At 53.2% G+C, this 21,602-nt stretch carries 21 protein-coding genes; 12 read left to right on the forward strand and 9 right to left on the reverse strand.

Going from position 1 to position 21,602, the window contains the following annotated elements:
• Nucleotides 1–81: 81 nt before the first annotated feature.
• The 5 genes from mlaB to mlaF are packed head-to-tail and all read right to left on the reverse strand — an operon-like array spanning nucleotide 82 to nucleotide 3,193.
• The gene (mlaB, locus tag FDX04_RS17105) at nucleotides 82–375 is read right to left on the reverse strand and encodes a lipid asymmetry maintenance protein MlaB (protein WP_042311286.1); all 294 of its coding nucleotides are present in this window, start codon (nucleotides 373–375) and stop codon (nucleotides 82–84) included.
• Nucleotides 375–1,010 carry a phospholipid-binding protein MlaC gene (gene mlaC, locus FDX04_RS17110; protein ID WP_038634253.1) on the reverse strand — a complete coding sequence of 212 codons (636 nt, stop codon included), beginning with the start codon at nucleotides 1,008–1,010 and terminating at the stop codon, nucleotides 375–377. The genes mlaB and mlaC overlap by 1 nt, the downstream gene beginning before the upstream one ends.
• 18 nt (nucleotides 1,011–1,028) lie before the next feature.
• Nucleotides 1,029–1,586, reverse strand: a complete 558-nt coding sequence (gene mlaD / locus FDX04_RS17115) for an outer membrane lipid asymmetry maintenance protein MlaD (protein WP_047026392.1) — start codon at nucleotides 1,584–1,586, stop codon at nucleotides 1,029–1,031.
• A 4-nt stretch (nucleotides 1,587–1,590) separates the two neighbouring features.
• On the reverse strand, nucleotides 1,591–2,373 hold the full coding sequence (gene mlaE / locus FDX04_RS17120) for a lipid asymmetry maintenance ABC transporter permease subunit MlaE (protein WP_006687866.1): 783 nt from the start codon (nucleotides 2,371–2,373) through the stop codon (nucleotides 1,591–1,593).
• 7 nt (nucleotides 2,374–2,380) lie between these two features.
• Complete coding sequence (gene mlaF / locus FDX04_RS17125; protein WP_003828749.1) at nucleotides 2,381–3,193, reverse strand: phospholipid ABC transporter ATP-binding protein MlaF; 813 nt, start codon at nucleotides 3,191–3,193, stop codon at nucleotides 2,381–2,383.
• Nucleotides 3,194–3,408: 215 nt separating this feature from the next.
• Here mlaF and FDX04_RS17130 point away from each other — a divergent pair, with 215 nt between their 5' ends.
• The 11 genes from FDX04_RS17130 (at nucleotide 3,409) to npr (ending at nucleotide 11,328) form a co-directional block, all read left to right on the forward strand.
• Nucleotides 3,409–4,386, forward strand: a complete 978-nt coding sequence (locus tag FDX04_RS17130) for a calcium/sodium antiporter (RefSeq protein WP_137371269.1) — start codon at nucleotides 3,409–3,411, stop codon at nucleotides 4,384–4,386.
• Between the two features lie 13 nt (nucleotides 4,387–4,399).
• Nucleotides 4,400–5,386, forward strand: coding sequence for an arabinose-5-phosphate isomerase KdsD (kdsD, locus tag FDX04_RS17135; RefSeq protein ID WP_038634261.1), 987 nt, complete (start codon nucleotides 4,400–4,402; stop codon nucleotides 5,384–5,386).
• A gap of 20 nt (nucleotides 5,387–5,406) precedes the next feature.
• Nucleotides 5,407–5,973, forward strand: coding sequence for a 3-deoxy-manno-octulosonate-8-phosphatase KdsC (gene kdsC, locus FDX04_RS17140; RefSeq protein ID WP_137360133.1), 567 nt, complete (start codon nucleotides 5,407–5,409; stop codon nucleotides 5,971–5,973).
• Nucleotides 5,970–6,545 carry an LPS export ABC transporter periplasmic protein LptC gene (gene lptC / locus FDX04_RS17145; RefSeq protein ID WP_061382523.1) on the forward strand — a complete coding sequence of 192 codons (576 nt, stop codon included), beginning with the start codon at nucleotides 5,970–5,972 and terminating at the stop codon, nucleotides 6,543–6,545. The genes kdsC and lptC overlap by 4 nt, the downstream gene beginning before the upstream one ends.
• On the forward strand, nucleotides 6,514–7,062 hold the full coding sequence (gene lptA, locus FDX04_RS17150; RefSeq protein WP_042311295.1) for a lipopolysaccharide ABC transporter substrate-binding protein LptA: 549 nt from the start codon (nucleotides 6,514–6,516) through the stop codon (nucleotides 7,060–7,062). The genes lptC and lptA overlap by 32 nt, the downstream gene beginning before the upstream one ends.
• Nucleotides 7,063–7,068: 6 nt before the next feature.
• Complete coding sequence (lptB, locus tag FDX04_RS17155; RefSeq protein WP_003025073.1) at nucleotides 7,069–7,794, forward strand: LPS export ABC transporter ATP-binding protein; 726 nt, start codon at nucleotides 7,069–7,071, stop codon at nucleotides 7,792–7,794.
• A gap of 46 nt (nucleotides 7,795–7,840) precedes the next feature.
• Nucleotides 7,841–9,274 (forward strand): RNA polymerase factor sigma-54, encoded by a 1,434-nt coding sequence (rpoN, locus tag FDX04_RS17160; RefSeq protein WP_043017801.1) that lies wholly within the window; start codon nucleotides 7,841–7,843, stop codon nucleotides 9,272–9,274.
• A 22-nt stretch (nucleotides 9,275–9,296) separates the two neighbouring features.
• On the forward strand, nucleotides 9,297–9,584 hold the full coding sequence (hpf, locus tag FDX04_RS17165; RefSeq protein ID WP_038634275.1) for a ribosome hibernation promoting factor: 288 nt from the start codon (nucleotides 9,297–9,299) through the stop codon (nucleotides 9,582–9,584).
• An 83-nt stretch (nucleotides 9,585–9,667) separates the two neighbouring features.
• A complete protein-coding gene (ptsN, locus tag FDX04_RS17170; protein ID WP_137371270.1) occupies nucleotides 9,668–10,159 on the forward strand; it encodes a PTS IIA-like nitrogen regulatory protein PtsN in 492 nt (163 codons plus the stop codon).
• Nucleotides 10,160–10,204: 45 nt separating this feature from the next.
• Nucleotides 10,205–11,059 (forward strand): RNase adapter RapZ, encoded by an 855-nt coding sequence (gene rapZ, locus FDX04_RS17175; protein WP_003025085.1) that lies wholly within the window; start codon nucleotides 10,205–10,207, stop codon nucleotides 11,057–11,059.
• Nucleotides 11,056–11,328 (forward strand): PTS phosphocarrier protein NPr, encoded by a 273-nt coding sequence (gene npr, locus FDX04_RS17180; RefSeq protein WP_003828770.1) that lies wholly within the window; start codon nucleotides 11,056–11,058, stop codon nucleotides 11,326–11,328. The genes rapZ and npr overlap by 4 nt, the downstream gene beginning before the upstream one ends.
• 66 nt (nucleotides 11,329–11,394) lie before the next feature.
• Here the strand turns inward: npr and mtgA are convergent, their stop codons facing one another.
• From mtgA to FDX04_RS17200, 4 genes are all read right to left on the reverse strand, one after another.
• Nucleotides 11,395–12,114, reverse strand: coding sequence for a monofunctional biosynthetic peptidoglycan transglycosylase (gene mtgA / locus FDX04_RS17185; protein WP_137371271.1), 720 nt, complete (start codon nucleotides 12,112–12,114; stop codon nucleotides 11,395–11,397).
• Nucleotides 12,111–12,764, reverse strand: a complete 654-nt coding sequence (gene elbB / locus FDX04_RS17190) for an isoprenoid biosynthesis glyoxalase ElbB (RefSeq protein WP_003828774.1) — start codon at nucleotides 12,762–12,764, stop codon at nucleotides 12,111–12,113. The genes mtgA and elbB overlap by 4 nt, the downstream gene beginning before the upstream one ends.
• 229 nt (nucleotides 12,765–12,993) lie before the next feature.
• On the reverse strand, nucleotides 12,994–15,330 hold the full coding sequence (arcB, locus tag FDX04_RS17195) for an aerobic respiration two-component sensor histidine kinase ArcB (protein WP_137360136.1): 2,337 nt from the start codon (nucleotides 15,328–15,330) through the stop codon (nucleotides 12,994–12,996).
• Between the two features lie 195 nt (nucleotides 15,331–15,525).
• Entirely contained in the window at nucleotides 15,526–16,455 is a 930-nt protein-coding gene (locus FDX04_RS17200; RefSeq protein ID WP_103014945.1) for a TIGR01212 family radical SAM protein, read from the reverse strand.
• Nucleotides 16,456–17,139: 684 nt separating this feature from the next.
• On the opposite strand from FDX04_RS17200, the gene gltB reads away from it, so the two are divergent.
• The gene (gltB, locus tag FDX04_RS17205; protein WP_137360137.1) at nucleotides 17,140–21,600 is read left to right on the forward strand and encodes a glutamate synthase large subunit; all 4,461 of its coding nucleotides are present in this window, start codon (nucleotides 17,140–17,142) and stop codon (nucleotides 21,598–21,600) included.
• Nucleotides 21,601–21,602: the final 2 nt, after the last annotated feature.

Raw genomic sequence — 21,602 nt, forward strand, 5'->3', positions numbered from 1 at the left:
AATCAGACAAGGCTTTGGTGGCAGATCCCCTGTAATGGGGGTGCTGAATGCAGGCACAAGGCCTTATCCAGCCTGAAAAAATTAACGCGGAAGGACGTCGTCAGGCAGATTGTAAAGCTGCGCCAGCGTGTAAACTTTATCGTTAACGCCAGCGAGCGAAACGCTGTTCCCCTGCTGCTTGCCCTGATCGATCAAGTGCAGCAGTAACGCCAGACCACCGGTATCCACCCGGGAAACCTGGTTCAGGTCGATGCAAGTTACCCCTTGCATCGCCTCAACTCGTGCATCCCATAATGGATTTAACACGTCCTGATCCAGCTCTCCCACCAGCACCAGCTTGTCAGCTTCACGCATCCAGGTGAGTGACTGCGTCATTATTTTTTCTCTTCCAGGGTAATTTTCTGCTGAGAAATAGATTTCAGCTGTGCCGTCAGGCCATCGATACCTTTGGTACGCAGCAGATCGCTCCACTCATTCTGTTTGGTGGTGATCATACTTACGCCTTCGGCGATCATGTCATACGCCTGCCAGTTACCGGTTTGCGAGTTTTTACGCCACTGGAAATCCAGACGAACCGGAGGACGGCCATTCGGATCGATAATAGTCACGCGGATAGGCACGATGGTCGCATCACCCAGCGGCTGCTCAGGGGCAATCTGGTAGGTCTGACCGTGGTACATTGCCAGCGCCTGACCGTAAGCCTGCTTCAGGTATTCACGAAAGGCGGCGAAATAGGCGTCACGCTGTGCCGGGGTCGCTTCTTTGTAGTAGCGGCCCAGGACCAGCGCACCGGCGTATTTAACCTGTACGTATGGCAACAATTCCTGATCGACAACATCGCGCAGGTAATCCGGGTTTGCGCGGATTTTAGGTTGCTCGTTTTTTAGGCGGTCAAAGGTCTTCTGCGCCGCCTCATTCATCAATTTGTACGGGTTAGTCTGATCCGCTGCGGTTGCCGCGCTAAGGGGGGCAATGATCAGCATTGCCACCATCATCAATCGTTTAAACATACGTCGATTCTCCTGAGATTATTTCGTTGCGCCCGCAGGCGTAGTGGCTTCATTATTGCCTTCAGTTGCGGCTGGCGCATCGCCAGAATTCTTATTGTCATCACCTTTACTGTTGCTGTTGTAAAGGAACTGACCAATCATGTCTTCCAGCACCATCGCGGATTTCGTGTCCTGAATCGTACCGCCATCTTTGAGGATAGACGTTCCCAGCTCAGGATCTTCAAAACCGACGTTCAACGCCAGATACTGCTCGCCCAGCAGGCCGGAAGTACGGATGCTCAGTGAGCTGGTGTCTGGAATATGGTTAAAACGCGATTCGATTTCCAGCGTCACGCGCGGCAGATACGTTTTCGGATCTAACGAGATATCCGATACACGTCCAACCACCACCCCGCCAATCCGCACAGGAGAGCGTTCTTTCAGGCCGCCGATATTATCAAAGGTCGCATAAATCGTGTAAGTCGGCTCAGTACGCATTGAGGTAACATTCGCTGCTTTCAGGCAGACAAACAGCGCAGCCAGCAGCGCAACCAGCAAGAATAACCCGACCCAAATTTCATTTTTTTTCGTTTGCATGAACTCAATTCCCAAACATCAGTGCGGTGAGCACAAAATCCAGCCCCAGAACGGCGAGAGAGGCGTGCACAACGGTGCGTGTCGTTGCCCGGCTAATGCCGGCAGAGGTCGGGATCGCATCATAACCATTGAACAATGCAATCCAGGTGACCGTAATGGCGAACACCACGCTTTTAATCAGACAGTTGACCAGGTCCAGACGCCAGTCGACGGCATTTTGCATCGCCGACCAGAAAAAGCCTGCATCAATACCTTTCCAGCTAACGCCAACCAGCGAACCACCCCAGATCCCCACCGCGACAAAAATAATCGTCAACAGCGGCAATGAAATGACACCAGCCCAAAACCGCGGAGAGATCACCCGACGCAGTGGATCGACGGCCATCATTTCCAGACTGGAGAGCTGCTCGGTCGCCCGCATCAGGCCAATCTCTGCGGTTAAGGCCGATCCGGCGCGCCCGGCAAACAGTAGCGCCGCAACAACCGGCCCCAGCTCACGTAACAATGACAGCGCCACCAGCATGCCAAGGCTGGTTTCCGCGCTGTAGGTTGTCAGAACCAGGTATCCCTGCAGCCCCAGCACCATACCGATGAACACACCAGAAACAATAATGATCAGCATCGATAAGACACCGACATTATAGAGCTGGCGTATCAGCAACGGCGCATGTTTGCGAAACTCCGGCTTGCCGACAAGCGCATTGAACAACATTAATCCGGCTCGCCCGAACGTCCTGAGGGTTTTAATCCCTCGATGTCCGAGTGATGCCAGCGCATTTAACAACATGGGTGGCTTAACTCCCTGTTTTGAGTAAATCGATGTGGTAGTCGCCCGCCGGGTAACGGAACGGAACCGGCCCATCAGCAATACCGTCAAGGAACTGACGTACGCGCGGGTCGGCATTTTCTTGCAGAGCCTGAGCACTACCGTAGGCCACTATTTTTTTGTCCGCCATAATATAGGCGTAATCTGCAATACTCAGCACCTCAGGCACATCATGGGACACCACCACACAGGTGACGCCCAGCGCACTGTTCAGTTCCGAAATCAGTTTCACCAGCACGCCCATAGTAATGGGGTCCTGGCCGACGAACGGTTCGTCAAACATAATGAGGTCAGGTTCCAGCGCGATGGCGCGTGCTAACGCGGCGCGGCGCGCCATCCCACCGGATAATTCAGAAGGCATTAATTTTGCCGCGCCCCGCAGACCAACGGCCTCAAGCTTCATCATCACCGTGCTCTTCAGCAATGGCGCCGGCAACGTTGTATGCTCGCGTAGCGGATACGCGACGTTGTCAAACACGTTCATGTCGGTAAACAGCGCACCAGACTGAAACAGCATGCTCATGCGCTTACGTACGGTAAATAAACGCGAACGGGACATAGCCGGAACGTTTTCGCCGTCAAACAGGATCTCGCCCTTATCCGGAGGGATCTGTCCGCCAATCAGACGCAACAGCGTCGTTTTGCCGATGCCTGATGGCCCCATGATCGCCGTCACCTTACCGCGCGGTACCGTCAGGGAAATATTATCAAAGATGCAGCGGTCGCCTCGGGAAAAGCTGACATCGCGCATATCGACTAGATTCGCCACAGACTGCCCCATTGATTCATCCTTTACTATTGCCTCGTTGATCGAAGAGTTTGGCGCTCAATTTAGCCCTGAACCCAACATATTTACAGATTATTGCCTGTCCTGGTTAGCGAAAGCTGGCATTTGTTTTACTTTTTAGCCGCATAAAGTCAAAATTAAGACTTCGTTACGGCTTCCAGAAGATCCTTCAAGTGGACCGGCGAGTATACCTGAAGAAAGGACTTTAGATGCTTTTAGCGACGGCGCTGTTAATAATTGGTTTACTTCTGGTGGTCTACGGTGCCGACCGTCTGGTATTTGCCGCATCCATTTTATGTCGAAATTTCGGTATCCCCCCCATTATTATTGGGATGACCGTCGTCAGCGTAGGGACGTCGTTACCCGAGATCATTGTCTCTGTGGCTGCATCAATAAATGGGCAACTCGATTTGGCCGTCGGTACCGCTATCGGTTCTAACATTACCAACATTCTGCTTATTTTAGGTCTGTCGGCGCTGATTCATCCTTTTACCGTGCATTCTGATGTTCTGCGTCGTGAATTACCGCTAATGTTGCTGGTAAGTCTTTTAGCCGCATCCGTCCTGTATGACGGCCAGTTGAGTCGTAGTGACAGTTTCTTTCTCCTGCTTCTGGCCGTGCTATGGCTGCTATTCATTGTTAAAATCGCTCGTCTGGCTGAGCGACAAGGCAATGACACGCTGACCCGGGAGCAGATAGCGGAGCTTCCGCGCGAAGGCGGATTACCGGTCGCGTTTTTGTGGCTGGGCATTGCGCTGATTATTATGCCAATAGCAACACGGATGGTGGTGGACAATGCCACTGTACTGGCGAACTATTTCGCCATGAGCGAACTCACCATCGGGCTGACGGTAGTCGCTATTGGTACCAGCCTGCCAGAGCTGGCAACGGCCATTGCGGGTCTGCGTAAAGGCGAAAACGACATCGCCGTTGGCAACATCATCGGCGCGAACATTTTTAATATTGTTATCGTCCTCGGACTGCCGGCGCTGATTACGCCGGGTGAAGTCAACCCGATGGCCTTCATCCGTGACTATAGCGTCATGCTGCTGGTGAGCGTAATTTTTGCACTACTCTGCTGGCGACGTCCGCGCCAGATTGGTCGCGGCGCGGGTGCGCTGCTGACCGGCGGTTTTATCATATGGCTGGCGATGCTGTATTGGTTATCGCCACTTCTCGTTGGATAACTGGAAACGCATTATGTCGCACTTAGAGTTGCAACCGGGTTTTGACTTTCAGCAAGCAGGCAAGGAAGTCCTGGCAATTGAACGTGAAGGCCTGGCGGAGCTTGATCAGTACATTAATCAAAACTTTACCCTCGCTTGTGAAAAAATATTCAGTTGCCCGGGAAAAGTGGTGGTGATGGGGATGGGGAAATCCGGACATATCGGACGGAAGATGGCGGCCACATTTGCCAGCACCGGCACCCCCTCATTTTTCGTACATCCTGGCGAAGCCGCGCATGGCGATCTGGGTATGGTCTCGCCGCAGGATGTGGTTATTGCCATCTCAAACTCCGGTGAATCCAATGAGATAGCGGCGTTAATCCCGGTATTAAAACGTCTTCATGTCCCGCTTATTTGCATGACTGGCCGTCCGGAAAGCAGCATGGCGCGTGCGGCAGATGTGCATCTGTGTGTTAAAGTGCCCAAGGAAGCTTGCCCATTAGGCCTGGCGCCGACCAGTAGCACCACTGCAACGCTGGTGATGGGTGATGCTCTTGCCGTGGCGTTATTAAAAGCGCGTGGCTTCACCGCGGAAGATTTTGCGTTATCGCATCCAGGTGGCGCACTGGGCCGTAAGCTTTTGCTGCGAGTTAACGATATTATGCATACGGGCGATGAAATCCCGCATGTGAATAAAAGCGCCAGCCTGCGTGACGCCTTACTTGAGATCACACGTAAAAATCTCGGCATGACCGTCATTTGCGATGATGCAATGAAGATTGACGGTATTTTCACCGATGGCGATTTACGTCGCGTCTTTGATATGGGTGTAGATGTACGCCAGTTAGGCATTGCCGATGTGATGACCCCTGGAGGCATTCGCGTGCGTCCGGGCATTCTTGCCGTTGATGCTCTGAACTTAATGCAGTCCCGCCATATCACTTCGGTAATGGTTGCTGATGGCGACCAGTTACTCGGTGTGTTACATATGCATGATCTGCTGCGTGCAGGTGTAGTGTAAGAAACTCAAGGATAAAGAAAATGAGTAAAGCAGGTGCGTCGCTTGCGACCTGTTATGGACCCGTCAGCGCTGACATTATCACCCGGGCAGAGAACATCCGTTTGCTGATCCTGGATGTGGATGGCGTACTGTCTGATGGTCTGATTTATATGGGCAACAACGGTGAAGAGCTGAAGGCTTTTAATGTCCGCGATGGCTACGGAATCCGCTGTGCGCTCACTTCCGGTATTGAGGTTGCTATTATTACCGGACGAAAGGCTAAACTTGTAGAAGATCGCTGTGCCACATTGGGGATCACGCATCTGTATCAGGGGCAGTCAGACAAACTGATCGCCTTTGACGATCTGCTTGGAAAACTGGCGATCGCGCCGGAAAATGTGGCCTATGTTGGCGATGACCTGATTGATTGGCCAGTGATGGCAAAAGTGGGATTAAGCGTAGCGGTGGCGGATGCCCATCCATTGCTGATTCCACGTGCCGACTACGTCACCCGTATCGACGGTGGACGCGGCGCTGTACGTGAAGTCTGCGATTTATTACTCCTGGCGCAGGGCAAACTGGACGAGGCCAAAGGGCAATCGATATGAGCAAAACCAGACGTTGGGTTATCATTCTACTGTCGCTGGCTGTCCTTGTGATGATTGGTATTAACCTGGCAGACAAAGACGAGGCCACTCAGGTCGCCGTCAATAACAACGAGCCAACCTATAAAAGCGAACATACCGATACCGTCGTGTATAGTCCGGAAGGCGCGCTGAGCTATCACTTGATCGCCCAACACGTTGAATATTATTCAGAACAAGCGGTTTCGTGGTTTACTCAACCGGTATTAACCACGTTTGATAAGGATAAAGTACCGACCTGGTCAATCAAGGCCGATAAAGCCAAATTGACCAACGATCGGATGCTGTATCTGTACGGCCATGTTGAAGTTAACGCCCTGGTGCCTGACTCTCAACTACGCAGAATTACGACCGATAACGCACAGGTTAACCTGGTGACTCAAGACGTCACTTCTGATGATCTTGTCACGTTATATGGCACAACATTTAACTCCAGCGGACTGAAGATGCGCGGCAACTTACGCAACAAGAACGCCGAGCTGATTGAAAAGGTTAGAACCTCATATGAAATCCAAAACAAACAAACTCAGCCTTAATCTTGTGCTTGCCAGCTCACTTCTGGCCGCCAGCATTCCGGCATTTGCCGTCACCGGTGATACCGAGCAGCCGATTCACATTGAGTCGGACCAGCAGTCCCTGGATATGCAGGGCAACGTGGTGACGTTTACTGGCAACGTGATTGTGACCCAGGGCACCATCAAAATTAACGCCGATAAAGTCGTTGTGACCCGCCCGGGCGGTGAAGACGGTAAAGAAGTGATTGATGGTTACGGTGATCCAGCCACGTTTTACCAGATGCAGGACAACGGTAAGCCAGTGAAAGGCCGCGCCTCACACATGCACTATGAACTGGCGAAAGACTTCGTCGTTCTCACCGGTAAGGCTTACCTGGAACAGCTTGATAGCAACATCACAGGCGATAAGATCACCTATCTGGTAAAAGAGCAGAAAATGCAGGCCTTCAGCGATAAAGGCAAACGCGTCACCACCGTTCTGGTTCCGTCGCAGTTGCAGGACAAAAACAAGGCTCCGGCAGAGAAAAAAGGTAACTGATTCGTTATGGCAACATTAACTGCAAAGAACCTTGCAAAGGCCTATAAGGGCCGCCGTGTGGTGGAAGATGTCAGTCTGACCGTCAACTCCGGGGAGATCGTCGGTCTGCTCGGTCCTAACGGTGCGGGTAAGACAACGACCTTTTACATGGTGGTCGGCATTGTCCCGCGCGACGCGGGCAACATTATCATTGATGACGAAGATATTAGTCTGCTGCCACTGCATGCGCGCGCGCGTCGCGGCATCGGCTACCTGCCGCAGGAAGCGTCGATTTTCCGTCGCCTGAGCGTGTTTGATAACCTGATGGCGGTACTGCAAATTCGTGACGATCTCACCAGTGAGCAGCGGGAAGATCGCGCCAATGAGCTGATGGAAGAATTCCATATCGAACATCTGCGTGACAGCATGGGCCAATCGCTCTCCGGTGGTGAACGACGCCGTGTGGAAATCGCCCGCGCGCTGGCCGCGAATCCGAAATTTATCCTGCTTGATGAACCGTTTGCCGGTGTTGACCCGATTTCCGTTATCGATATCAAACGGATCATCGAACACCTGCGCGACAGCGGGCTTGGGGTATTGATTACCGACCATAACGTCCGCGAAACGCTGGCAGTGTGTGAGCGCGCCTATATCGTGAGCCAGGGACACCTGATCGCCCACGGCACGCCGACAGAAATACTGCAGGATGAGCACGTTAAGCGCGTATACCTTGGGGAAGACTTCAGACTCTGATAGGGTAGAAGACTTCACGTCACCGCAGGAGAAAACAACTCTGAACATGAAGCAAGGTTTGCAACTCAGGCTTAGCCAACAACTGGCGATGACGCCTCAGCTACAACAGGCGATCCGTCTGTTGCAGTTGTCCACGCTGGAACTTCAGCAAGAACTTCAGCAAGCGCTGGAAAGTAACCCACTGCTCGAGCAAACCGATCTTCACGACGAAATTGATACCCAGGAAAAACAGGACAGCGAATCCCTCGATACCGCAGATGCGCTCGAACAAAAAGAGATGCCAGAGGAATTGCCGCTTGACGCCAGTTGGGATGAAATCTACACCGCTGGTACGCCTTCAGGCACCAGCGGAGATTACATTGACGACGAACTGCCTGTTTATCAGGGTGAGACCACGCAATCGCTGCAGGATTACCTGATGTGGCAAGTGGAGCTGACCCCGTTCTCGGATACCGATCGCGCCATTGCGACATCGATTGTTGATGCGGTTGACGAAACCGGTTATCTCACCGTGACCCTGGACGATATTCTCGAAAGCATGGGCGATGACGACGTCGGTATGGATGAAATCGAAGCCGTGCTTAAACGCGTTCAGCGCTTTGATCCCGTTGGCGTGGCGGCCAAAGATCTGCGTGACTGCTTACTGATCCAACTTTCGCAGTTTGATAAAGCCACACCGTGGCTGGAAGAAGCGCGTCTGATCATCAGCGATCACCTCGATCTGTTAGCCAACCATGACTTCCGCACCCTGATGCGCGTGACCCGGCTGAAAGAAGACGTGCTGAAAGAAGCCGTCAATCTTATTCAGTCGCTGGATCCAAGACCTGGGCAATCGATCCAGACCGGCGAGCCGGAGTACGTTATTCCGGATGTGCTGGTGCGTAAGCATAACGATCGCTGGGTGGTCGAACTCAACGGCGACAGCATTCCTCGTTTACAGATTAACCAGCACTACGCCGCCATGTGCAATAGCGCGCGCAACGATGCCGACAGCCAGTTTATTCGTAGCAATCTGCAAGATGCGAAGTGGCTGATTAAAAGCCTGGAAAGCCGCAATGATACGTTGCTGCGCGTCAGCCGCTGCATCGTTGAGCAGCAGCAAGCTTTCTTTGAGCAAGGCGAAGAGTTTATGAAACCGATGGTGCTGGCGGATATCGCCCAGGCCGTCGAGATGCACGAATCGACCATTTCCCGTGTGACCACGCAAAAGTATCTGCACAGTCCGCGCGGCATTTTTGAATTGAAGTATTTCTTTTCCAGTCACGTTAACACTGAAGGCGGAGGTGAAGCCTCATCCACAGCTATCCGTGCGCTGGTGAAGAAATTAATTGCTGCGGAAAACCCCGCGAAACCACTGAGTGACAGCAAGTTAACCTCTATGCTGTCAGAACAGGGTATCATGGTGGCGCGCCGCACCGTTGCGAAGTACCGAGAGTCTTTATCCATTCCGCCGTCTAACCAGCGCAAACAGCTGGTATGACCCAACCGATAAGGAAGACACTATGCAGCTCAACATCACTGGAAACAACGTCGAAATCACGGAAGCTCTGCGCGAGTTTGTTAATACCAAGTTCGCCAAGCTTGAACAATATTTCGACCGGATTAATCAGGTCTATATTGTGTTGAAAGTGGAGAAGGTTACACATATCTCGGATGCAACACTGCATGTAAACGGTGGCGAAATTCATGCCAGCGCGGAAGGTCAGGATATGTACGCCGCCATTGACGGTTTAATTGATAAACTGGCTCGGCAGTTAACAAAACATAAAGATAAACTGAAACAGCACTAACTTGTCCGGGCAGTTAGCGGGTGCAGGACGGCCTGTTGTGCAGCACAACGGGCCATTTGTACGGTTAGCGCTTAGGTGAAATTATGATAAATAACGATACGACTCTACAACTGAGCAATGTTCTTAACCAGGAATGTACGCGTGCGGCCGTTCACTGCCAAAGCAAGAAACGCGCACTGGAAATCATCAGTGAACTGGCGGCAAAACAGCTCAGCCTGCCCTCTCAGGTGGTATTTGAAGCCATTCTGACGCGTGAAAAAATGGGCAGTACCGGCATCGGTAACGGTATTGTCATCCCGCATGGCAAGCTGGAAGAAGACACGATGCGCGCGGTTGGTGTGTTTGTGCAACTCGAAACGCCCATCGCCTTCGACGCCATTGATAATCAACCCGTCGACCTGCTTTTCGCCCTGCTGGTCCCGGCAGACCAAACCAAGACACATTTGCATACATTGTCGCTGGTCGCCAAACGTCTGGCAGATAAAACCATCTGCCGTCGCCTGCGCGCCGCACAGAGTGACCAGGAGTTGTATCAAATCATCACGGACACCGAAGGTGGACAGGATGAAGCATAACAACCCAATGGCATCCTTTTTTGTCGTTGTGAGGAGAAACAGTACATGGTACTGATGATCGTCAGCGGTCGTTCAGGGTCAGGCAAATCCGTCGCCCTGCGTGCGCTGGAAGATATGGGTTTTTACTGCGTGGATAACCTTCCCGTAGTGCTGTTGCCCGATCTGGCTCGTACACTGGCCGATCGCCAGATTTCTGCGGCCGTCAGCATTGATGTGCGCAACATGCCTGAGTCCCCGGAAATTTTTGAGCAGGCAATGAATAATCTGCCCGAGGGTTTCTCACCACAGCTGCTGTTCCTTGATGCAGACCGTAACACGCTGATTCGTCGCTACAGTGACACGCGCCGTTTACACCCGCTCTCCAGCAAGAACTTGTCTCTGGAAAGCGCTATCGATAAGGAAAGCGATTTGCTGGAGCCACTGCGCTCTCGCGCTGACCTGATCGTTGATACCTCCGAAATGTCCGTACACGAACTAGCGGAAATGTTACGTACCCGACTGCTGGGTAAGCGCGAACGTGAATTGACGATGGTATTCGAATCCTTTGGTTTCAAACACGGTATCCCGATTGATGCGGATTACGTCTTTGACGTGCGCTTTCTGCCTAACCCACACTGGGATCCAAAGCTGCGCCCAATGACCGGTCTTGACCGCCCCGTCGCCGCATTCCTCGACAGGCACACAGAAGTACACAATTTTATTTACCAGACTCGCAGCTATCTTGAGCTATGGTTACCCATGCTGGAGACCAACAACCGTAGCTACCTTACCGTAGCCATCGGCTGTACCGGCGGGAAACACCGTTCGGTGTATATTGCTGAGCAGTTGGCAGACTACTTCCGCTCACGCGGTAAAAACGTGCAGTCACGCCATCGTACGCTGGAAAAACGTAAATCATGACCGTGAAGCAAACCGTTGAAATCACCAATAAGCTGGGCATGCATGCCCGCCCAGCGATGAAACTGTTTGAATTGATGCAGGGTTTCGAAGCAGAAGTTTTACTGCGTAATGATGAAGGAACGGAAGCCGAGGCCAACAGCGTTATCGCTCTGCTGATGCTGGATTCAGCCAAAGGGCGTCAGATAGAAGTCGAAGCCACGGGACCACAGGAAGTAGAAGCCCTGGCCGCAGTGATTGCCCTGTTTAATTCAGGGTTTGATGAAGATTAATCGAGTACACAGAACGTAGCCAGTAGGCCGGATAAGGCGTTTACGCCGCATCCGGCAATAACTACGCTAATACAGCTTATTTTCCCGCATAAACGACTCACCACCTAACTGGCGCATTTGGCGCATAATCCACGCCTGGCGGTTACGCACATAACCAGAAGGCGCATTCGCCTTAAAACGCAAAGGATTGGGCAATACTGCCGCCAGCAAGGCCGCTTCAGACAGGCTCAACCGACTGGCCGGTTTATGAAAATACCGTTGCGCCGCCGCCTCCACGCCAAATATCCCATCGCCAAACTCGGCGATATTCAAATAGACGGTCAGAATACGTTTCTTACTCCAGACGGTTTCCATACCCAGCGTTAGCCCGGCTTCAAGGCCCTTACGCACCCAGCTACGTCCATCCCACAAAAAGAGGTTTTTCGCCGTCTGTTGCGATAACGTCGACGCCCCGCGAATGCGGTTTTCATTGCGTTCATTGTGCGCCAGCGCTTTCTCTATGGCGGTGACGTCAAACCCCCAGTGGTCTGGAAACTTCTGGTCCTCCGCAGCAATCACCGCCAGTCCAATCCACGGTGAGATCTCATCCATACTCACCCAGTCCGAGTGCGCCACATAGCCGAAATCACCGGACAGCCATGCGCCCAGCTGTCGCTCGACCATTACCGCCGAGAAAGGCACAGGCATCACGCTGAAAAGTGCGATGCCTCCGCCCCAGAATACGGCGAGGACAACCACCACCCGCAGAAAAATACGTCGCAGAAAGGCGGTTACTCCTTTTCTCATTCAGTCAGCACCAGCACACGCGATACCAGTTTATCGATGCCACTCGCAGCCTGAGCGATATCCTGCGCCAGCATATAGGCAGGCGTGGTGACGATTTTGTTGTCTTCATCGACGACAATGTCATCAACCGGACAAGGCACATGCTCAGCGCCCATCTCTTCCAGCACCTCTGCCGTGTCGATATCAGTGCCGATGGTCAGACGCAGCGGGAAGTCAAAAATTTTAGGTAACATGGCAGGCGCAATGCACATAAACCCCAACGGCTTACCCGCCTGATGCATGGCCACCGCCAGCGCGGCTAAATCGCTGTCAACCCGGCATTCGCTGCCCTGACTGGCAAAATTGCTCAGATTTTTGGCCGCACCAAACCCACCCGGCACGATCAACGCATCCAGTTCCGATGAGACTGCCTGCGCAAGTGGGCGAATATCGCCACGTGTGATACGCGCGGCTTCAATCAGCACATTGCGAGTTTCCAGCATCGGCTCGCCGGTCAGATGATTAATCACATCCGCTTGTTGTTTATCTGGTGCGAAACAGACAGCCTGAGCGCCGTTGCGGGCAATGGCCAGAAGCGTGAGAACAGTTTCATGGATCTCTGCACCGTCATACACGCCGCATCCGCTGAGCACGACACCCACTTTTTTCATCGTAATACTCCTTTCTCAACTGGCTGAAACATATTAGTTATTATGATTTAAATGCTACGCTTCACACATTTAACTGATTCATGTAACAAATTATTTAAGATTTGCTATCTTAACTGCGTGCGGCCTGAAAAATAGGGCTGCGCCTTTGTACACAATGACAATAATTTACGGCGCAGCCACGATTTCCCTGGTGTTGGCGCAGTATTCGCGCACCCCGGTCAAGCCGGGGTCATTTTTTTTCCACGCTCGCCACCCAGGCTTTTAGTACCGCCACGTCGTGCTGCCACTCCTGCTTCATCTCTTCAATCCATTCAGCAACGTTATCTTCCCAGGCTGGAAGATCTGGCGACTGGATTTGCTGACCTAACTGTTGCAGATGACGCAGCCCCACCGAACCTGCCGCACCTTTAATTTTATGACCTTCCTCAACCACGCCTTTTTTATCACGTGCAGTCAGATTGGATTCCAGCACGCTCAAATATCCCGGCATCATTTTCTCAAACACCGCCAGCCCGTCGGTAATTAACTTCGGACCCACCAGCTCGAGGTATTGTTCCAACATAGGAATATCTAACAGCGCTTGCGATTTACTGCTCTCTTCAGATGTCACAGTGCTCTCCTCTTTGTTTCGGGTATCCCAGTATTTTTTGATCATGGCGGTTAAAGCCGGGACTGACAGCGGCTTACTCAGCACGTCGTCCATTCCCGCCTCCAGATACTCTTTTTTATCTTTCAGAACGTTGGCGGTAAGGGCCACCAGCGGCGGCAAGTCTTCACGCGAGTATTTTTGCGTCAACTCGCGGGAGATATCCAGCCCAGTCATATCCGGTAGCTGAATATCCAGTAATACCAGGTCATATTCACCCGGCGTGAACATTTCCAGCGCGGCTTTCCCGGTCATCGCGACATCCACGCTGTTGCCTAATTTTTCCAGCACGGAGCGCGCAACAATAACGTTCAGCTCAATGTCTTCTACCAGCAGCACATTCAGGGCTGGCAGCGGCAGTTCATCGTCTTCAAAAGCATCTTCAATCTCTTCCGCTACCGCAGGGGCATGCACGGTTAGCGTAAAGATGGACCCTTTTCCTGCCTGGCTGGAAACCGTAATATCACCGCCCATGTTTTTCGCCAGACGCTTCGACACGGCCAAACCAATCCCGGTCCCCGTAGCCGGTTTACCGCCGTTACTGTCCTTCACCTGATAATACATAGCGAAGATTTTATCCTGCTCATCCTGCGGAATGCCGATGCCGGAATCTTCAACTTCGAAATGCAGCATATTCCCCTGGTCATAGCGCGCCCGCACGGTCACCTGCCCCTGCTGGGTAAACTTCACGGCGTTGCTGATCAGATTCCACAGGATCTGACGCAGACGCGTTCCGTCGGTAATGACCTTATGCGGCAGCGGTAACGTCGGCTCAAGCACAAAGCGCAGCCCTTTTTGCTGCGCCTGTAGGCCAGAGAGGTTTTCCAGATCCGCCATAAAGCTGGTGAAATCGATCGGCTGGTTATCGAGCTGGACTTTACGTCGCTCCATCTTATCCATATCGATAATATCGTTGAAAATATTCCCCAGCGTCACAGCAGAGACGTGGATTGTTTTCAGGTATTTTTCCTGTTCCGCGGTCAGATCCGTATCCAGCAGGATCCGGCTTAAGCCGACAATGCCGTTAAGCGGGGTGCGCAGCTCGTGGCTGATGGTAGAAATAAAGGTGGTCTTATCGCGGCTGGCGCGCTCAAGCGCGTCCTGATAACGCTTACGCTCGGTAATATCGCGCCCAAAGCCCATCAGACCATGTCGTTTACCTACGCGGTCATAGTAAGGCACTTTACGAATTTCAAAGCAGGCTTTGCGTCCATCCGGGTAGTCCAGCCACTGTTCATAAGTGAGCGAGACGTTATGACGAAACACCTTCTCGTCGGTCTCAATAACTTTTTCCGCCGCCTCAGGGGAGTAAACGTCAGCCGGTTTTAAATTCACCAGTTGCTTTTCACTCTTGCCGGTCAGCAGCTCCATGGCGCGGTTACAGCCGGAAAATTCTTTATCTTCATTACGATAAAAGACCAGATCCGGCGAGGCATCAAGGAAAGAGCGTAAAAATGAAGACTGTTGCTCAAGCTGAATCTGCGCCTCTTCGCGCTCTTTGATTTCGACCTTCAGCTGTTCAAACGTTTCCTGGCGCTCCGCTTCGGCTTTTTCACGCTCAACAATTTCCTGATTGAGCTGGGCAATATTATCTTTCAACTGCACATTGAGCTTGAGATCGCGCTCGCGCATCTCTTCCAGCTTTTGCACCAGTCGTGACAGACGCTGCCGGGACTCCTCCAGTTGCTCCACCACCACTGACAAAAAATAGACGGCCCAGGGGGTAATTAACAGACCAAAAAAGATAGAGCGGATGACATCAATGCTTTCTACCTGGCCATGCAGCACCATGGTGACAGCCATTTGCACCACAATTGCCAACACCACCAAAGCCAGCGCTAATAGCAGCGAAAAGCGCACCAGACCTAACTTCATCATCAGGTCGACGTAATATTGCGCCAGCATACGGATTTGCTTCATAGAGGGTTCCTTCACGACAACTTGGCACAATAATACTCAATTCTCAGCGTGACGTTGAAGATTGTGCAAGAAATGCGGAGGTTATCGGTGAAATGACCGCGGAGAGGCCATCGTAGGCCTGATAAGCAAAGCGCCATCAGGCAAGCAGGCGCAGATTGCCGGATGTCGGCTTTGCCTTATCCGGCCTACGGAGAGTTAGTTCTCAGGCTGTACCCATGGCGTACCGAGCGCCGAGCCTTGCACACCGTACTTGTTAAGGTACTTATCCAGTTCGACCATGCCGGTCCAGCGGTTTTCACACCATAGCGGTGCCAACAGCGTTGGGCGGCGCGCGCTGGCGGAAATTCGATGATAAATCACCTCTGGCGGCGTATGACGGATCATCTCCCCGGCGGTAACCGTATAGTCGTCCAGTTCAATTCCGTTCAGCCGCCCGGCTTCCCAGGCTTTCGCCATCGTACTGCCTTTCACAATATGCAGCGGGTGCAGCTTAATACCGTCAACACCCGTCTCCACTACACGTTCCATGGTTTGCAGGCATTCTGCCTGCCCTTCTCCCGGCAGACCGACAATCAGGTGCGAGCACACTTTCAGCCCACGCTCGCGTGCCAGTCGCGTAGTGCGTTGGTAGCAGGCAAAATCATGGCCGCGGTTAATACGATGCAGGGTTTTGTCATGCGCAGTTTGCAAACCGAGTTCCAGCCATACCTCATAGCCGAGGTCTTTATACTCGCAAAGCAGATCGAGTACCGCATCCGGCACACAGTCGGGGCGCGTCCCAACGCATAACCCGACGATACTGGCCTGGCTAACCGCCTGCTGATACATCGAACGCAGCACCTGCACTTCAGCAAAGGTGCTGGTATAGGCCTGGAAATAGGCCAGATAGCGTTTCGCGCGATTGACCAGATGCGCCTGATGCTCAAGCTGCTCGGCAATAGAATGGTGCTGCTGTGCTTCATCGGCAAACGAGGCGACATTGCAGAAAGTACATCCACCACGTCCGATGGTGCCATCACGATTTGGACAGCTAAAGCCGCCGTGAAGCGTGAGTTTATGAACCTTTTGCCCGTAACGGCGAGAAAGATCCCCACCAAACATATTGACTAATTTCTGTAACTGCATAATCTGGTAGACCGCGCCTTGAAAAGAGGCCAAAGCCTGCCATTTTTTGCCCCAGTCGGCGATGACCTGGATCAATCGCCCTGGCGTGCCTTTATTCATTGCATAACAAATCAAAATAATCGAAATTTCATTCATTAAAAATGAAATTACTTTTCCTTATATCCGACTGTTTTTTTTATCTTCTTATACTCTCGGCATAAAAACAGTATCTTTAAGACGCCAAAACTCCAAAAACCAGCATAAAATGCCAAGCATAGCGATAAACAAAGGGAGGACGGGGGATATACAGCCTTTCTGACAGTGAGACAGATCACACTTCGCTCTCCATTCTCCTTGCGTTAAATCAATGTAAAAAAGCCTTAATTTTCAACATATTCATAAAGTTAATCGCCCTATAGCACATTTTTGCATAAATAAGATTGCCATTTGACCTGTGTGTGGATTCCCGATAACGTGGAAATCCGCTGGAAGCTTTCTGGATGAGCAGTCTGCTCATCATATTTATGCAGTAATTGAGATTCCCTCTGAAGCAAGTCCTCAAACTTGTTTGACCTATGCGAAAAGGATAAAGAGGGCGAATGCGAGGTAAGCGTATGACACGCAAACCCCGTCGCCATGCTCTTGGTGTGCCCGTGCGCAACGGTCCAGATGGGAATCCCGCAGAGCCTGGGGAGGTTCACTGATATGTTGTACGATAAATCCCTTGAGAGGGATAACTGTGGTTTCGGCCTGATCGCCCACATAGAAGGCGAACCTAGCCACAAGGTAGTGCGTACCGCCATACACGCACTGGCCCGCATGCAGCACCGTGGCGCAATTCTAGCCGATGGTAAAACCGGCGATGGTTGCGGTTTGCTGTTACAAAAACCTGACCGCTTTTTCCGCATCGTGGCGCAAGAGCGCGGCTGGCGTTTAGCTAAAAACTATGCCGTCGGCATGATCTTTTTAAATAAAGACGCTGAACTGGCTGCGGCTTCTCGTCGCATTGTCGAAGAAGAATTACAGCAGGAGACCCTGTCGATTGTCGGCTGGCGCGACGTGCCGACCAACGAAGGTGTTCTCGGTGAAATCGCCCTCTCCTCCCTGCCTCGTATCGAGCAAATTTTTGTCAACGCCCCTGCGGGCTGGCGTCCACGTGATATGGAGCGCCGCCTGTTCATCGCGCGCCGTCGTATCGAAAAACGCCTCCAGGACGATAAAGACTTCTACGTCTGTAGCTTGTCGAACCTGGTCAATATCTATAAAGGTCTGTGTATGCCGGCGGATCTGCCGCGCTTTTACCTGGACCTGGCGGACCTGCGTCTGGAATCGGCCATCTGCCTGTTCCACCAGCGCTTCTCCACCAATACCGTACCGCGCTGGCCGCTGGCGCAACCGTTCCGCTACCTGGCGCATAACGGTGAAATCAACACCATCACCGGCAACCGCCAGTGGGCACGCGCACGTACCTATAAATTCCAGACGCCACTGATCCCTGACCTGCACGACGCCGCACCGTTCGTTAACGAAACCGGCTCCGACTCCAGCTCAATGGATAACATGCTGGAACTGCTGCTGGCTGGCGGGATGGACATTATTCGCGCCATGCGTTTACTGGTGCCGCCGGCCTGGCAGAACAACCCGGATATGGACCCGGAGCTGCGCGCGTTCTTTGACTTTAACTCCATGCACATGGAGCCGTGGGATGGCCCGGCGGGCATTGTTATGTCCGACGGCCGCTTTGCCGCCTGTAACCTTGACCGTAACGGCCTGCGTCCGGCGCGCTACGTCATCACCAAAGACAAGCTGATTACCTGCGCCTCTGAAGTTGGGATCTGGGATTATCAGCCGGATGAAGTCGTCGAGAAAGGTCGCGTCGGCCCTGGCGAGCTGATGGTTATCGACACCCGCAGCGGGCGCATTCTGCACTCTGCCGAAACCGACAATGACCTGAAAAGCCGCCACCCGTACAAAGAGTGGATGGAGAAAAACGTTCGTCGTCTGGTGCCGTTCGAAGAGCTGGCTGACGATCAGGTCGGCAGCCGCGAGCTGGACGATGATACCCTCGCCAGCTACCAGAAACAGTTTAACTACAGTGCCGAAGAGCTGGATTCCGTGATCCGCGTACTCGGTGAAAACGGCCAGGAAGCGGTCGGTTCCATGGGGGATGATACCCCGTTTGCCGTGCTGTCCAGCCAGCCGCGCATCATTTATGACTACTTCCGCCAGCAGTTCGCGCAGGTGACTAACCCGCCTATCGACCCGCTGCGTGAAGCGCACGTTATGTCGCTGGCCACCAGCATCGGTCGCGAGATGAATGTCTTCTGCGAAGCGGAAGGTCAGGCACACCGTCTGAGCTTTAAATCGCCGATCCTGCTGTACTCCGATTTCACCCAGCTCACCACCATGAAAGAGGAGCATTATCGCGCTGACCGTCTGGATATCACCTTCGACGTGACCGAAACCACGCTCGAAGAGACCGTCAAAGCCTTGTGCGATAAGGCGGAACAGATGGTACGTAACGGCACGGTACTGCTGGTGCTCTCTGACCGTAATATCGCAAAAAACCGTCTGCCGGTTCCGGCACCAATGGCCGTGGGCGCAGTGCAAACGCGTCTGGTAGAACAAAGCCTGCGTTGCGACGCCAACATCATCGTTGAAACGGCGAGCGCCCGTGACCCGCACCACTTCGCGGTACTGCTCGGCTTTGGCGCGACAGCCATTTATCCGTATCTGGCGTATGAAACGCTGGGGCGTCTGATCGACACTCAGGCGATTGCCAAAGATTACCGGACCGTGATGCTGAACTACCGTAACGGCATCAACAAAGGTCTGTACAAAATCATGTCCAAAATGGGCATCTCAACCATCGCCTCTTACCGCTGCTCGAAGCTGTTTGAAGCCGTTGGTCTGCATGATGATGTCGTGGCGCTGTGCTTCCAGGGCGTAGTCAGCCGCATCAGCGGCGCAGGGTTTGTCGACTTCCAGCAGGATCTGCTAAACCTCTCGAAACATGCCTGGCTGGCGCGGAAACCTATTAGCCAGGGCGGTTTGCTGAAGTACGTCCACGGCGGTGAATACCACGCTTACAACCCGGACGTGGTGCGCACACTGCAACAGGCAGTACAAAGCGGCGAATACAGCGACTATCAGGAATATGCCAGGCTGGTCAATGAGCGTCCGGCGGCCACGCTGCGCGATCTGCTGGCGATTACGCCCGGCGATGAAGCCGTGAGCATTGACGAGGTAGAACCCGCGAGCGAATTATTTAAACGCTTTGATACAGCAGCCATGTCTATCGGCGCATTAAGCCCGGAAGCACACGAGGCGTTGGCGGAAGCGATGAACAGCATCGGTGGTAACTCTAACTCTGGCGAAGGCGGCGAAGATCCTACGCGTTATGGCACCAACAAGGTATCGCGTATTAAGCAGGTGGCTTCCGGTCGCTTTGGCGTAACCCCGGCGTACCTGGTCAACGCCGACGTCATTCAGATTAAAGTCGCTCAGGGCGCGAAACCGGGCGAAGGCGGTCAGTTGCCGGGTGATAAAGTTACCCCGTACATCGCTAAACTGCGCTATTCAGTGCCGGGCGTGACGCTGATCTCCCCGCCGCCGCACCACGATATCTACTCTATCGAGGACTTAGCGCAGCTGATTTTCGACCTCAAACAGGTCAACCCGAAAGCGATGATCTCGGTGAAGCTGGTTTCTGAACCAGGCGTCGGCACCATCGCCACCGGCGTGGCAAAAGCCTATGCAGACCTCATCACCATCGCTGGCTACGACGGCGGCACCGGCGCAAGCCCGCTCTCCTCGGTGAAATATGCGGGCTGCCCATGGGAGCTGGGTCTGGTGGAGACCCAGCAGGCGCTGGTCGCCAACGGTCTGCGTCACAAGATTCGTCTGCAGGTCGATGGCGGTCTGAAAACTGGCGTGGATATCATTAAAGCGGCGATTCTCGGCGCGGAAAGCTTCGGTTTCGGCACCGGTCCAATGGTCGCGCTGGGCTGTAAATATCTGCGTATTTGCCATCTGAACAACTGCGCAACCGGCGTGGCAACTCAGGACGACAAACTGCGTAAGAACCACTATCACGGTCTGCCGTTCAAAGTGACCAACTACTTTGAATTTATCGCCCGCGAAGTGCGCGAGCTGATGGCCGAGCTGGGCGTGAAACGTCTGGTGGATCTGATTGGTCGTACCGACCTGCTCAAAGAGCTGGAAGGGTTTACCGCCAAGCAACAGAAACTGGAACTGTCTCGTCTGCTGGAAACCGCCGAGCCGCATCCTGGTAAGGCGTTGTTCTGCACCGAGAACAACCCGCCGTTTGATAACGGCGTACTGAACGCACAGCTCCTGCAACAAGCAAAACCGTATGTCGACGAGCGCCAGAGCAAAACCTTCTGGTTCGATATCCGCAACACCGACCGTTCCGTGGGTGCGTCGCTGTCTGGCTATATTGCCCAGACCCACGGCGATCAGGGGCTGGCATCTGACCCGATTAAAGCACACTTCAACGGTACTGCGGGCCAGAGCTTTGGCGTGTGGAACGCGGGCGGCGTGGAGCTGTATCTGACCGGCGATGCCAACGACTATGTCGGTAAAGGCATGGCGGGCGGCCTGCTGGCAGTGCGTCCTCCGGTTGGCTCGGCTTTCCGTAGCCATGAGGCGAGCATCATCGGTAACACCTGCCTGTACGGCGCCACCGGCGGTCGTCTGTTTGCAGCAGGCCGTGCGGGCGAGCGCTTTGCGGTGCGTAACTCCGGCGCTATCACCGTGGTGGAAGGTATCGGCGACAACGGCTGCGAGTATATGACCGGCGGCATCGTCTGTATTCTCGGTAAAACGGGCGTCAACTTCGGGGCGGGTATGACGGGAGGATTCGCCTACGTACTGGATGAAGACGGTGATTTCCGCAAGCGCGTGAACCCGGAACTGGTGGAAGTGCTGGACGTTGATTCTCTGGCCATTCATGAGGAACACCTGCGCGGTCTGATTACCGAGCACGTGCAACATACCGGCTCTTCACACGGCGAAGAGATCCTGGCTAACTGGCCAGCATTCTCAGCGAAATTCGCGCTGGTAAAACCAAAATCCAGTGATGTGAAAGCACTGTTGGGTCACCGTAGTCGTAGCGCAGCAGAGCTGCGTGTGCAGGCGCAGTAAGG

The sequence above is a fragment of the Citrobacter sp. wls615 genome, from assembly GCF_005281355.1.
In the GTDB taxonomy this organism is placed as follows: domain Bacteria; phylum Pseudomonadota; class Gammaproteobacteria; order Enterobacterales; family Enterobacteriaceae; genus Citrobacter; species Citrobacter werkmanii.